This window comes from Sphingomonas sp. PvP018, from assembly GCF_017876865.1.
GTDB lineage: Bacteria > Pseudomonadota > Alphaproteobacteria > Sphingomonadales > Sphingomonadaceae > Sphingomonas > Sphingomonas aerolata.
Genome location: NZ_JAGIOU010000001.1, coordinates 1,998,264 through 2,012,282, shown reverse-complemented (window position 1 = coordinate 2,012,282; position 14,019 = coordinate 1,998,264). Strand labels below are relative to the sequence as shown.

The 14,019-nt window shown below is 67.4% G+C and carries 11 protein-coding genes; 10 read left to right on the top strand and 1 reads right to left on the bottom strand.

Annotated elements, in window-relative coordinates; translation table 11 throughout:
* Positions 1 to 57: 57 nt before the first annotated feature.
* From J3A66_RS08755 to J3A66_RS08735, 5 genes are all read left to right on the top strand, one after another.
* Positions 58 to 672, top strand: a complete 615-nt coding sequence (locus J3A66_RS08755) for a hypothetical protein (RefSeq protein ID WP_031395071.1) — start codon at positions 58 to 60, stop codon at positions 670 to 672.
* A gap of 11 nt (positions 673 to 683) precedes the next feature.
* Positions 684 to 1,823, top strand: a complete 1,140-nt coding sequence (locus tag J3A66_RS08750) for a M14-type cytosolic carboxypeptidase (protein WP_209568314.1) — start codon at positions 684 to 686, stop codon at positions 1,821 to 1,823.
* Between the two features lie 159 nt (positions 1,824 to 1,982).
* Entirely contained in the window at positions 1,983 to 2,669 is a 687-nt protein-coding gene (gene gpmA, locus J3A66_RS08745) for a 2,3-diphosphoglycerate-dependent phosphoglycerate mutase (protein WP_209568313.1), read from the top strand.
* Between the two features lie 279 nt (positions 2,670 to 2,948).
* The gene (purE, locus tag J3A66_RS08740) at positions 2,949 to 3,404 is read left to right on the top strand and encodes a 5-(carboxyamino)imidazole ribonucleotide mutase (protein ID WP_031395074.1); all 456 of its coding nucleotides are present in this window, start codon (positions 2,949 to 2,951) and stop codon (positions 3,402 to 3,404) included.
* Between the two features lie 11 nt (positions 3,405 to 3,415).
* Entirely contained in the window at positions 3,416 to 4,483 is a 1,068-nt protein-coding gene (locus J3A66_RS08735) for a 5-(carboxyamino)imidazole ribonucleotide synthase (RefSeq protein ID WP_209568311.1), read from the top strand.
* Between the two features lie 19 nt (positions 4,484 to 4,502).
* Here the strand turns inward: J3A66_RS08735 and J3A66_RS08730 are convergent, their stop codons facing one another.
* Positions 4,503 to 7,109: a glycoside hydrolase family 9 protein gene (locus J3A66_RS08730; RefSeq protein ID WP_209568310.1), complete on the bottom strand. Its 2,607-nt coding sequence runs from the start codon at positions 7,107 to 7,109 to the stop codon at positions 4,503 to 4,505.
* A 226-nt stretch (positions 7,110 to 7,335) separates the two neighbouring features.
* Between J3A66_RS08730 and J3A66_RS08725 the strand changes: the two genes are divergently transcribed.
* The 5 genes from J3A66_RS08725 (at position 7,336) to J3A66_RS08705 (ending at position 14,016) form a co-directional block, all read left to right on the top strand.
* A complete protein-coding gene (locus tag J3A66_RS08725) occupies positions 7,336 to 8,115 on the top strand; it encodes an acetylxylan esterase (protein WP_245336739.1) in 780 nt (259 codons plus the stop codon).
* A 43-nt stretch (positions 8,116 to 8,158) separates the two neighbouring features.
* The gene (locus J3A66_RS08720) at positions 8,159 to 9,598 is read left to right on the top strand and encodes a family 43 glycosylhydrolase (protein ID WP_209568308.1); all 1,440 of its coding nucleotides are present in this window, start codon (positions 8,159 to 8,161) and stop codon (positions 9,596 to 9,598) included.
* 167 nt (positions 9,599 to 9,765) lie between these two features.
* Complete coding sequence (locus J3A66_RS08715) at positions 9,766 to 11,334, top strand: alpha-L-arabinofuranosidase C-terminal domain-containing protein (RefSeq protein WP_209568306.1); 1,569 nt, start codon at positions 9,766 to 9,768, stop codon at positions 11,332 to 11,334.
* A 52-nt stretch (positions 11,335 to 11,386) separates the two neighbouring features.
* Positions 11,387 to 12,454: an alpha/beta hydrolase-fold protein gene (locus tag J3A66_RS08710; protein WP_209568304.1), complete on the top strand. Its 1,068-nt coding sequence runs from the start codon at positions 11,387 to 11,389 to the stop codon at positions 12,452 to 12,454.
* Complete coding sequence (locus J3A66_RS08705; RefSeq protein ID WP_209568302.1) at positions 12,451 to 14,016, top strand: glycoside hydrolase 43 family protein; 1,566 nt, start codon at positions 12,451 to 12,453, stop codon at positions 14,014 to 14,016. The genes J3A66_RS08710 and J3A66_RS08705 overlap by 4 nt, the downstream gene beginning before the upstream one ends.
* The last annotated feature ends 3 nt before the right edge of the window (positions 14,017 to 14,019 follow it).

Sequence of the window (14,019 nt, the reverse complement as noted above, 5' to 3'; positions counted from 1 at the left end):
GGAACCCTCCCGGCTGGTCCAAGCGTTACTGTAGCGCAACATTCTAAGGAAGTCCCGATGGCGGTTCGTTCGATCATGGTTCTCGCGCTGGCGGGCGCATCCCTCACGGCCTGCGCGACCGGTCCGTCGCTGCCGCCGACCGAGGTCTTGCGCTATCACCTCGGCGAGCCGCTCGACCGCGGCACGATCGCGGTCCAGCCGCTGACTGCGGGCGCGCCGGCGAGCCTCGAGTTCAAGAGCTATGCCGCCGCCGTGCAGGGGCAGCTGATCAAGGTCGGGTACAACCCGCCCGCGCCGGGTGCCAAGCCGATGCTGATCGCGACCGTCGCCTTTACGCGTACCACGCAGGCGGGGCCGCCCAAGCGGTCGCCGTTCAGCGTCGGGATCGGCGGCGGTGGCTTCAGCGGTGGCCGGGGCGGCGGCGGTGTGGGGCTTGGCGGCGGCGTCGGCTTCCCGATTGGCGGGGGCGGCCGCGATGCGATCCTGGTCACCGAGATGGCGGTGACGATCAAGCGGTCGCTCGACCAGTCGCCGGTCTGGGAGGGGCGTGCGCAGACCTTCGCCGACGCGAGAAAGCCCGATGCGACGAGCCAGATCCAGGCCGAAAAGCTCGCCAGCGCGCTGTTCGCGGGGTTCCCCGGCGAGTCCGGTCGCACTATCCAGGTGAAATGAACGATCGCCCGATGACCGCCACCGCCGCCACCACCCCTCTCGCCATCAACGCCGCCTTCGATGGCGGTAATATCCGTCTCGTGCGGGTCGATGGCGACCGGATCGACCTGGAAATCGTCAAGGACCGCGACTCCGACTATTTCCAGTGGTTCTACTTCCGCGTGGCGGGGGCGGCGGGCCGGACGCTGACCTACCGGATCCTCAATGCCGGTAGTTCGGCCTATCCGTTCGGCTGGCCCGGCTACAAGGCGCGGGCGAGCACCGATCGGCAGGCGTGGCGGATGATCGAGACGCGCTACGCCGATGGCGTGCTCGAATTCGACTTCACCGCCGGGACCGACCTCGCCTGGTTCGCCTATTTCGCGCCGTACACCATGGAGATGCATGCGGCACTGGTCGCGCGGACCGCCCTGCTGCCGGGCGTCACGCACCGCGAGCTCGGTCAGTCGCTCGACGGCCAAGCGATCGATGCCTTCACGATCGGCACCGGGCCCAAGCAGGTCTGGATCTATGGCCGCCAGCATCCCGGCGAATCGATGACCGAATGGTGGATGGAAGGCGCGCTGGAGCGGCTGACCGATTCGGCCGACCCGGTGACCGCGACGCTGCTGGAAAAGGCGACGTTCCACGTCGTGCCAAACATGAACCCCGACGGCACGTACCGCGGGCATCTGCGCATCAATGCGGTCGGGGTGAACCTCAACCGCGAATGGGCGACGCCGAGCGCGGAAAAGAGCCCCGAGGTGCTGTGCGTCCGCAACGCGATGGACGCGACCGGCGTCGACGTCGCGATGGACATCCACGGCGACGAGGCGATCCCGGCGAACTTCATCGCGGGCTATGAGGGCATCCCGTCCTGGACGGATGCGCATGGCGAGAAATTCTACGATTATGGCCGCCGTCTCGCGGCGCACACGCCCGATTTCCAGACCGAGAAGGGCTATCCCAAATCCGCGCCCGGCACCGCCAACCTGTCGATGTCGACGAACCAGCTTGCCGAGCGCTTCGGCGCGGTGTCGATGACGCTCGAGATGCCGTTCAAGGATCATGACGCGAATCCCGATGCCGAATATGGCTGGTCGCCGGAACGGTCGAAGCAGCTTGCGCATGCCATGCTCGAGACGCTCGCGGATGTAATCGACGCGATCTGACTTCCGTCGTCCTTACCAACCCCCGTCATCCTGACGAAAGTCAGGACCCAAGAGCCAAGCAGGACTGAGGCTGGTTACCCTGGGTCCTGACTTTCGTCAGGATGACGGTTAAATTTGATCCAGACATTCACCACCAGTCACGCCATTGCAGGAGCCCGCATGCCCAAACTCGTCCTGATCCGCCACGGCCAGTCCAGCTGGAACCTCGAAAACCGTTTCACCGGCTGGTGGGACGTCGACATGACCGCCAAGGGCGAGGCCGAGGCCAAGGCGGCGGGCGAGCTGATGGCCGCCAAGGGTCTCGATTTCGACCAGACCTTTGTCAGCCTGCAGACGCGCGCGATCAAGACGCTGAACATCGCGCTCGAGGCGATGGGGCGGCTGTGGCTGCCGGTCGAGAAGGACTGGCGGCTGAACGAGCGGCATTATGGCGGGCTCACCGGGCTCGACAAGGCCGAGACCGCGGCCAAGCACGGCGATGCGCAGGTGCATATCTGGCGCCGCAGCTTCGACGTGCCGCCGCCCCCGCTCGAGGATGGCAGCGAGTTCGACCTGTCGAAGGACCGGCGGTATGACGGCATCGCGATTCCGAAGGCCGAAAGCCTGAAGGACACGATCGATCGCGTGCTGCCCTATTGGGACGCCCGCATCGCGCCGGCGCTCAAGGACGGGCAGCGCGTGCTGATCTCGGCGCACGGCAATTCGCTGCGCGCGCTGGTCAAGCACCTGTCGAATATCCCGGACGACGAGATCACGAGCCTCGAGATCCCGACGGGTCAGCCGATCGTGTACGAGCTGGACGCTAATCTGAACGCGACCGATCGTTATTATCTGAGCGAGCGGTAAGCCTTTCTTCTCGAATGACCCACGCCGGCGAGATACGCCACCCCGGCGAAGGCCGGGGCCCAGTTGGAAAGGTAGCAGTAACGGGGCGCCGTGCTTCGTTAACGGCATCCTCCAACTGGACCCCGGCCTCCGCCGGGGAGGTGGGGTCGGAAATGGTGGCAATCGCGTTTGCCGGTCGATCCGTACGATGCCACCAACAGCGTTGCCCTCGTCCCCCCGCGTCGCTAGGCACGGCGCTTCCTGAAGCGGGGGGCGAAATTGGCTCTAATCGGCATCATCATGGGCAGCACCTCCGACTGGGAGACGATGCGCCACACCGCCGAGACGCTCGATGCGCTCGGTGTCGCGTACGAGACCAGGGTCGTGTCCGCGCATCGGACCCCGCAGCGGCTCTACGACTATGCGACTACCGCCGCCGATCGGGGCCTGAAGGTCGTGATCGCCGGCGCGGGCGGCGCAGCGCATCTGCCCGGCATGGCGGCCGCGATGACGCACCTGCCGGTGCTCGGCGTGCCGGTCGAATCCAAGGCCCTGAAGGGCATGGATAGCCTGCTCTCGATCGTCCAGATGCCCGGCGGCATCCCCGTCGGTACGCTGGCGATCGGCAAGCCGGGCGCGATCAACGCGGGGCTGCTCGCCGCGGCGATCCTCGCGACCGCCGACGACGCACTGGCCGAGCGGCTGAAAGCCTGGCGCGCCGCGCAGACCGATTCCGTCGCCACCGACCCAGCCTGAAAGACGCCGACATGACGCCGCTTCCCCCCGGATCGACCATCGGCATTCTCGGTGGCGGACAGCTCGGCCGGATGCTTGCCACCGCCGCGGCGCAGCTCGGCTATCACACGCATGTGCTCGCCCCCGACCAGGAAAGCGTCGCCGCGCAGTCCGCCTCGACGATGACGCGCGCCGATTATCACAACCGGATCGTGCTCGCCGATTTCGCCGACGCCTGCGACGTGGTCACCTACGAATTCGAGAATATCGCGGTCGAGCCGGTCGAATGGCTCGCCGATCGCGTCCCCGTGCATCCGAGCCCGCGCGCCTTGCGGGTCGCACAGGAGCGGATCGGCGAGAAGCGCTTCGTCGAGAGCGTCGGTGGCCGGCCCGCGAAATGGGCGGCGGTCGACAGCCTCGCGAGCCTGCGCGAGGGGCTGGCGCGGGTCGGGACGCCCGCCGTGCTCAAGACCGCGCGGTTCGGCTATGACGGCAAGGGGCAGGTGAAGATCGACGCGCCCGAGGGTGCACAGGACGCCTGGGATGCGATCGGCGGACCCGCGGTGCTCGAGGCGTTCGTGCCGTTCGAGCATGAATTCTCGATCCTGATCGCGCGCGGGCTGGATGGCAGCATCGTCCGCTACGCGCCGCCGCTCAACCTCCACCGCGATGCGATCCTGCGGTACTCTACCGTGCCCGCGCCCGCCGCCGTGCTGGCGCAGGCGGACGAGGCGGCGGCGCTCGCCGAGCGGATCGCGACCGAGCTCGACTATGTCGGCGTGCTGGCCTGCGAGTTCTTCGTCGGCGCGGACGGGCCGGTGTTCAACGAGATGGCGCCGCGCGTACACAATTCGGGGCATTGGACGATCGAGGGTGCCGAATGCTCGCAGTTCGAGAACCATATCCGCGCGATCTGCGGCCTGCCGCTCGGCGCGCCGACGCTGACCGGGCGCGAGGCGACGATGGAGAACCTGATCGGCAGCGACGTGGATCGCTGGCAGGATCTGCTCGCCGAACCGGGCGCGCATCTCCATTTGTACGGCAAGGGGACGGCGCGGCCCGGCCGCAAGATGGGTCACGTCACGCGGGTGCGGCGCTAGGCGCGGCACCCGCTGCGCGTCACTTCGCCGGGGGCTTGCCCGCGAGATCCTGAACCGCGTGCGCGAGTTCGATCCACATCGCCCCCTCGGGGATGACATATTCATTCTCGCCCCAGAAGAACGGCCAGTCCTCGTGATTTTCGGGGAAATCGGGTTTCACGATCAGGACGCCCGGCACCACGCCGCCGGCGATGAACGAGAAGTCGGCGCGGTTGTTGCCGTATGCGACCTCCTTGGATCGTGTCCCGACACCCGACACGAACGAGATGTCCGAACCGGGATGATGCCCCAGCAGGAACTCCGCACCGCGGAACACCGGATCGGCGGGCATGATCTCGGGAAACGCCTTGTGCAGCGCATAGGCGTTTAGCGCACCCGCGATCACCGTGCCGCTTCCGGCCCAACCGCCCGTCGTGATCGGCACGCCGAACGGGTTTGCCGCGGCCGCCTTGACCGTCGCCGCCGCATAGGCGCGGACCGCGGGGATCATGCCCTCGCGATAGCTTTGCGGCATGAGCGGGATCGCGGCGACGGCGTCGCGCAGGTTGAACGCGAAGCGCCGCTCCATCGCCGGCCATAGCGTCTGGACCGCGGTGGCATAGCGCGGGTCGCGGGTCGTGCGCAGCAATTCGACGGCGGCGGCGAACCGTTCCGAGTCGAGCGGGCCACCGGTGGTGTTGCCATGCTGGTACAGGTCGGGGGCATGCGTCTGCTCCTCCGCCCAGATGCGCGTCGCGATTCCCAGCGCCGTCTTGGCCAGCGTCGGATCGGCTTCGCCAAGAGAGCGCGATGCGGCGGCAAGCGCGGCGATCGAGCCATAGTTGAGCGCCGACGCCTTGGTCGTGAAGGCCCAGCGATCGTCGGGCGTCCCGCTGCGGCCACCGCGTTCCTCGCCGAGCTTCAGCGCCGGATCATGGATCAGCCCGTCGGTCTTGGTCGATGCGTCGCCGAGATGCGTATATTGCGCGACGTCGGGCTCGACGATGCCGTGGATCGCATGGCCGACCGCATCGAACTGGGCAACCAGCTGGAGCGTGCCATGGCGGATCTGCTGGAGCAGATCGGGCGTGCCGTCGGGGACGTGGATCTCGGTCCGGCGGCGGGTCCAGTCGACCGCGGTCGTGTCGCGCGTCGGGCGCCACCGTTCCCAGGTGTCGACCAGCGACCGGACGACCTGATATTGCGACTGGGTACGGATGTCGAAATCGCCCGCGTCGAACCAGCCGCCGACCGCGAGACCGGGGATGTGCTCCCCCGGCTTGTACTTCGTATCGGTGGTCGGCCCCTGCGCGTACAGGTCGATATGTTCGTGGTTCAGCGGCGCCTGGCGCGCATCGTCACGATGCGCGTCGCCATGCCACACGCGATAGCCCTCGTTCACGTACATGTGATCCATCGCGACGGGGAAGTAGACGTCGAGGGTCGGATGCCATGCGCCTGCATAGACGTCGTCGGCGATGCGGAACGGCGCGGTGCGCGTCGCGCCATATTCGAGCATGTAGAGCCCGGGCTGGCGGACGTCGCTGAAATCGAGCTGCCGGTAGCTGTAGCGCAGATAGTCGCCCCAGCGGGTCGCCGGTGCGGTCTTGACCGCGGTCGTGCTGCCATCGGTGCCGACCCGGAGCAACCGCGCCGGTGCCGTCGTGCGATCGTTGCGATCGAGCTCGATCGTCGCGACCTTGCGCGCACCGGGGGCGTAGCCCAGCTGCGAATGCGCGATCACGGGGGCGCGCAGCCAGCCCGGGACGCTGTTCGGCTGAACCTCCCATTCGAGCACGGTCCCGGTCCGCCCGGCGGGGAGGAGCGAGCGGAGCACGAACCAGCCATTCTGCGCTTGGTTACGACCGTCGAACAGCTGCACCGGCGCGCTCGACCGGATCGTCACGCGGCGGGCGGGATCCTCGGGCGCGAGGACGAAGCGGGTGCCCTGCGCGATGGCGTTCGGCTCTGCGCCCGGCCCCTCGGCGCGACCGCTCGCCGCGTTGCGCTGTGGCGTCGCGGTCATCGTGTCGGCGGGGTGAAGCGGGAAGACGCCGCTGCGATCGTCGGCGATATAGCCGTGGTGGAAATAGGCGGCGGGGAGGAATTCGAGGTTGAATCCCGCCTTGCCCGCAAGCGCCGCGGGAACGGGCGCGTCGAGGATCACCGCCAGCGCGACGGCCGCGCCCTTGGTCGAGGAGCGGATCCGGTATCGCCAGTTATAGTCGGGATATTCGAGCGTGACGGTGACGGTGCCGGCCGCGCGATCGACCTGCCGGTCGACGAATCGCGCGGTCGCATCCCATTGCCCCGGCGTGGCGGACAGGCGCACGTCGCCATTGGTCGCGATCCGTTCGCCCTGCTGGATGATCTCGACGCCGCTGATCTTCGAATCGGCGAACAGCCCGTCATACCAGTTCGAGAAGACCAGCACGTTGACGGCCGGTGCCTCGTAATAGCCCGCCTCGCCAAGCGTCGGTGCAACCGCGTCCGGGCGCGCGGCCCGACCTGTGCGGGCAGGGGCGATACGTGGTCGTGCGGTGGCATCCTGTGGGGCTGCGGCGTCCCGCGGCAGTGCACGCGCCACGCCGGGCGTCGCGGTCGAAACCAGTGTCCCCAGCAGGCAAAACCAAGCTGTTCCCGTCATATACCCTCTCCCACGTCCCAATGCCGCCGGTCTCTGACCGGTCATTCTTACTCAGACTATAGCGCTAACTTTCCTTGACGCTACCATGTCGTCAGGACTGCAAATGCCAGCCGACACGATGCTGGACATGATAGCGGTATCGACTTACGTTCGTGCCTTACGAGCAGGGCAGGCATCGGGCGAAGGCGCCGGTGGATCGACCCGATGCCGTGGCGGAGGGAGAGAGATGACGGGGCTCATCACCGATCGAAGTCGCGCACCGCGGGGATCGCTTGTGCACTGGGCATGCGTGCCGTTGCTGGCAGGCCTGTCGCCCGGCACGGCGGCGGAGCCCTTGGCGACGCCAGGTCCGGACTCAATCGCCGCCGTGGCGGATCCCCAGACTGCGGCCAGACCGATACCACCCGCGCTGGCGCCCTATTTCACGGCGGTGCCGGACGCGGCGACCACGCCCGATCGCGACGGCTTTCTGCGCCGCTGGCTATTGCTCGAACCGATCGCCAAACCCAACCGCACGAACACCGGCTTTACCGCCACCTATGTCCGGCAGGCCTTGACCGCATCCCTGCCAGGGTCGCCGGCCGCAATCCCGAGGGACGGGCAGGTCGAAAAGGCCGCCGCGCCACTGCGCTGGCATGCACTTGATTCGAAAGGGTTCGACGTCAAGCTGTTCGACTTCGCCAAGGCACTGGGGGCGCCGACCTATGGCGTGATATTCTGGGCGGTGACGATCGTCGACAGCCCCCGCGAGCAGCGCAACGTCCGCCTGGCGGTCGGTTCGAACGCGGCATCGATCTGGTGGCTGAACGGCACCGAGGCGGTCGGGCTGTTCAACGACCGTCGCATGGTGATGGACGATGTGCTGTCGGATCGTCTGACGCTGCGCAAGGGAAGCAACGTCATCCGCGGCGCGGTGATCAACGGCCCAGGGCTGAGCAGCTTCTGCGTCCGCTTCGTCGACGAAGCCGGCCGTCCGATCACCGATCTGACGACCCATGTTCGATAGTCCCCGTCGCGCTACCGCGGATCGGCAACAGCGAGGTACCCGGATGCGGTGCGGACTTATCGCGGTGTGCCTGGGAATCATGGGCGCAGCGCCCGCCGCCGGGCAATTGGCGGGCGAACCCTTCATCCACGATCCCTCGACCGTCACGCTGTCGGACGGGAAATATTACACGTTCGGCACCCGCGGCGGCGGGCTGGTATCCGACGACGGCTGGACCTGGCATGGCGGACCCGAGCGGCCGGGCGGCGGGGTGGCGCCCGACGTCATCCAGATCGGCGACCGCTATTACGTTGCCTATGCGGTCGGCGGCGGGGGCATGGGGGGCGGCCATGCCAGCCAGGTCAAGATGATGTGGACGCTGTCGCTCGATCCGGCATCGCCGCGCTTCAAGTTCCACGACATCGGCGTCGTCGTGTCGAGCGACGGTGTCGAGACCGCGGATGCGATCGATCCCGCGTTTCTCTACGCCGAGGGGCGGTTGTGGCTGACCTACGGCACCTATTTCGGCCCGATCCGGATGATTGAACTCGACCCGAAGACGGGACTGCGCATGGCGGGCAACGTGCCCGTCGACGTGGCGATCGACATGGAGGCCACCGCGATGATGTATCGCGACGGCTATTATTATCTGCTGGGGACGCACGGCACGTGCTGCGACGGGCCCAATTCGACCTATCACATTCGTGCCGGCCGGGCGCGCAGCCCGCTTGGCCCCTATCTCGACCATATGGGGATCCCGCTGCTGCGGGGCGGCGGCAAGATGGTCGTCAGCGCGCGCGGCCGCCGCATCGGACCGGGGCATTTCGGACGGATCGCGCTCGCCGGCGGGGTCGAGAAGCTGTCGCTCCATTATGAGGCCGACATGGATCGCAGCGGTCGGAGTGTCCTTGCGATCGAACCCCTGCGGTGGACCGACGGCTGGCCGGTCGTGGGCGAGACGGTGGCGCCGGGCACCTATGAGATCGCCTCCGAGCGCAGCGGCTATGCCTTGAGTCTGGCGACCGATATCGTCCGCATTCCCTTCGACGTCCGCCGCAGTTTCATGGCCGCCGCGACCGATCCGGTCGGGCCGATCCCCGACCAGACGCTGGCACAGGATTCTGCCGACTGGCCACGCGGGCGGGTCCGGGTGGATCTGGCGGACTATCTGGTGCGCCCGCATCAGTTGTGGACGATCACGCCGGTGCCCGCGGCGGGGGGCTATTTCGGCGCCCCCTATTACCGGATCGCGATCGCAGGCACGTCGCGCATGCTTGCCGCCACCCCGAACGGGGAGGTCGAGACGATCACCGCCGCCACCGCAGGCGCCGAGCCCCTATGGCAGATCGATCAGCTCACCGACGGCAGTTACCGGATCAAACCGAAGGTCGTGCCCGGGGACGGGCGGGATCTCGCGCTGGTCGCGATCGGTGCGAGCACGCCGACCCTTGCGGCATTCGATCCGGCAAGCCCGGCGGGACGGTGGACGTTCAAGCGACCCTGACACGGCCATCGGTCACCAACCGCGGTTGACGGACGCGTATAGTCGACTACTCCTACTATTAACTTCAAAAGACGGGGCCTCGCCAAGGGGCCGAAAGGGAGAGCATGAACCGGATCAGTCCTCGCCTCGCACGGTCGTGCGCCATCCGCCCCCGTAGCATGGGACGCATGACCGCAGCGTCGTTGCTCGCGCCGCTGATCCTTGCGGGCACGGCGCTGTCCGGCGGCGCCGCAGCGCAGACCCTGTCGGCGGAGACGGCCAGTGCGACCTTGCAGGCCGACAAGCCCGGCCCGCAGATCCACCGCGACGTGTTCGGGCAGTTCGCCGAGCATCTCGGTCATGGCATCTATGGCGGCATCTGGGTCGGCAAGACCTCGCGAATCCCCAATGATGGCGGCTACCGGCGCGACGTGCTCGCGGCGATGAAGGCGATCAACGTGCCGATGGTGCGCTGGCCCGGCGGCTGTTTTGCCGACGAATATCACTGGCGTGACGGGATCGGCGCGACCAAGGCGCGGCCGACCAAGGTCAATACCAACTGGGGCGGCGTCAACGAGGATAACAGTTTCGGGACGCACGAATATTTCGGGCTGATGGACCGGCTGGGCGGCAGCACCTATGTCTCGGCCAATGTCGGCAGCGCGCCGCCTGCCGAGACCGCGCAATGGGTCGAATACATGACCGCGCCGCAGGGTACCACGGTGCTGGCCAAGGAGCGCGAGCGCAACGGACACGCCGCGCCGTGGAAGATCCAGTATCTCGGCATCGGCAACGAATTATGGGGCTGTGGCGGCAACATGCGTGCGGAATATGCCGCCGATCTGACCAACCGCTATGCCCAGTTCGCCAAGTCCGCGAACGGCCCGATGCTCAAGATTGCGAGCGGCCCGAGCGATTCCAACTATGAATGGACCGAGGCGATGATGCGCATCGCCGGCAAGAATATCGACGGGCTCGCGCTGCATTATTACACGCGTCCGCGCGACAAGAACTGGGCCGACAAGGGGCCGGCGCTGGGCTTTGCCGAGCGCGAATGGGCAAGCACCATGGCGCACACGCTGCAGATGGAAGAGTTCATCACCAAGCATTCGGCGATCATGGACAAATATGATCCCGCCAAGCGCGTGATGCTCGCGGTCGACGAATGGGGGACATGGTATGACCCGACGCCGGGCAGCAATCCGGGCTTTCTCGAGCAGCAGAATTCGGTGCGCGATGCGGTCGTCGCGGGGCTCAACATCAACATCTTCGCGCGCCATGCCGACCGGGTGAAGATGGCGGCGATCGCGCAGATGGTGAACGTGCTGCAGGCGATGCTGCTGACCGACGGCGCCAGGATGGTGAAGACGCCGACCTATTGGGTGTTCGACCTGTACAAGCCGTGGCAGGGCGCGACGTCGTTGCCGATCACGCTGACCTCGCCCTGGTATCACAAGGACGAGGTAGCGGTGCCCGCGGTCAGCGCGTCCGCGGTGCGTGACGCGGCGGGGCAGGTGCATGTCGCGCTGGTCAACCTCGACCCCAATCGGGCGATGCCGGTCTCGGTCGCGATGACGGGGTTGCAGGCGACCCAGGCGAGCGGCCGGATCGTCACCGGTCCGACGATGGACGCGCATAACAGCTTCGATTCGCCGGATGCGGTGACCCCGCAGCCCTTTGCCGATGCCCGGATCGCGGGCGGGACGCTGAGCGTGACCGTCCCGGCAAAGTCGGTGCTGGTGCTCGATCTGCGCTGACCGGCCGGCCGGGCATGACGTGTTCGGCAGTGACGATGGATGGGGGGATGCGATGCGGTATCGGTGTGTGGCATGGCTGCTGGGCGCGGTGTTGGGGCTGGCATCGATCGGGAGTGCGGGCGCGCAGGTGAAGACCCCGGCGCCCGCGGTCGTGCCGGGGGCGAAGGCCGTCACGGTCGAGCGCATCACCGTTCATTCCCCCGCCATCACCGGCAATCTGGAGGGGAATAGTCCCGACCGCGCGGTCATCGTCATCCTCCCGCCCGGCTACCGGACCAGTCCGGGCAAACGCTATCCCGTGGTCTATGCGCTGCACGGCTATTCGATCGGAGTTGAGCAATGGATCGGCGAGATCCATGTGCCGCAGACGATCGAGGGGGCGTTCGCCAAGGGCGTTCGCGAGATGATCGTCGTGCTGCCCGACAGCAAGACGGTGCACAACGGCTCCTTCTATTCGCGGTCGGTGACGGTGGGCGATTTCGAGCGCTTCGTCGCGCATGACCTGGTGGCCTATGTCGACGCGCATTACCGGACGATCGCGGATCGGCGCAGTCGCGGCCTCGCGGGGCATTCGATGGGCGGCTATGGCACCGCGCGGATCGGGATGAAGCATGCCGATATTTTCGGCGCGCTCTACATAATGAGCCCCTGCTGCCTGTCGACGCGCGCGCTGGGCACCCCCGATGCCGCGGTTGAGGCCACGATCCGGGCGCTGAAATCGCCCGCCGACGGCGCGTCGCTGCCCTGGGGCGTGCGGGCGCAACTCGCCACGGCCGCCGCCTGGTCGCCCAATCCCAAGGCCCCGCCGCTCTATCTCGACCTGCCGGTCAAGGACGGCCAGCCCCAGCCCGACGTGACCGCGCGCTGGGCCGCCAACGCCCCGCTCGCCATGCTCGACCAATATGCCGGCGACCTGCGCCGCTATGCCGCGATCGGGATCGACGTGGGCGACCGCGACGGATTGAAGGACGACGCGGTCAAATTCCACGAGGCGCTCGACCGCTACGGCATCGCCAACCGCTTCGCCCTCTATCCGGGCGATCATACCAGTGGCGTCGCGGGACGCGTGCAGGACCAGATGATGCCGTTCTTCGCGCGCGCGCTGGCGTTCGGCAAATGAAGGCGGGATCGGCAATCGCCGCAGCCCTGCTCTTCGCGACCGCGGCCTCGGCGCAGGTCTGGCGATCGGATCAGGGCGATGGCAGCTACCGCAACCCGGTGCTCTATGCGGACTATCCGGATCCCGACATCATCCGCGTCGGCCGCGACTATTATTTCGCGTCGACGACCTTTGCGAACACGCCGGGGATCACGATCCTGCACAGTCGCGACCTGGTGAACTGGACGATCACGTCGCATCTGGTGGCGCGTCTCGAGGGTCGGCCGCAATATGACCTGGTCGGCGGCAACGCCTATCGCAAGGGGCTCTATGCCTCGAGCCTGCGCTATCACGCGGGCACCTATTATCTGGCGAACACGCCGGTCGGGCAGAATACGCGGATCTGGTATGCCAGGGACGTGCGCGGCCCGTGGCGCTACCATGAGCTCGATCGCCAGGCGTTCGATCCCGGCCTGTTCATCGAGCCCGACGGCCGCGCCTATCTCGCCACCGCGAGCACCGCCGACGGGACGATCACGCTGCTGACGCTCGACCGCGCGCTCGCGCACGTCACGGCATCACGCAAGATCCATTATATCAAGGGGGCCGAAGGGTCGAAGCTGCTGCGGCGTGGCGACTATTATTATCTGTTCAACGCGCTGCCGCCGCGGCTCGCACTCTCCGTATCGCGGTCGCGCAGCCTGTTCGGGCCGTGGGAAACCCGCGACCAGATCGACGACACGACCGGCGGGCATCAGGGCGCGCTGGTCGATCTGCCGGACGGGCGCTGGTTCGGGTTCGTGATGGAGGATAGCGGCGCGATCGGGCGGATGACCAATATCAGCCCGGTCTTCTGGCGCGACGACTGGCCGGTCTGGGGGACGCCCGCCGCGCCGGGCCGCGTGCCGCGTCAGGCAGCCAAGCCGATCGCGGGCCATCGCTTTGCCGAGCCCGCGACGTCGGACGATTTCAGCGGGCGGCGGCTCGGGCTGCAATGGCAGTGGAACCATAATCCCGACCCGGAGCGCTGGTCACTTGCCGCACGCCCCGGCTGGCTGCGATTGCGCCCGACCGTGGCGGAGCGGTTCTGGACCGCCCGCAACACGCTGACGCAAAAGGGGCAGGGGCCTGCGAGCCGCGGCGAGGTGAAGCTTGATATCGCTCGTCTGGCACCCGGCGATCGTTGTGGTTTCGGCACGCTGGGACAGATCAGCGCGAACCTGACCGTGACGCGCGACGCGAACCGCCGGGCGCGGATTGCGATGGAAGTGACGACGGACCGGGTCGAGGGCGCGCAGACCGAAACGCGTGCCACCACCGACCTGCCGCCGGGTAATACGCTGTGGCTGCGCACCGACATGGACTTCACGACGAGCCGGGGCCGGGTCGCCTATAGCGCAGACGGTGTTCGCTGGACGGGGCTCGGCGGTGACTTCCCGCTCGCCTTCGCATGGCAGACCGGCACGTTCCAGGGCGAGCAGTTCGCGCTGTTCTGCTACGCGCCCGCCCGCAGCACCGGCTGGATCGACACCGACAGCTTCCGCCTCTCGCGACTGACACCGTCGGGCAGTGCGGCCCGATAGGCG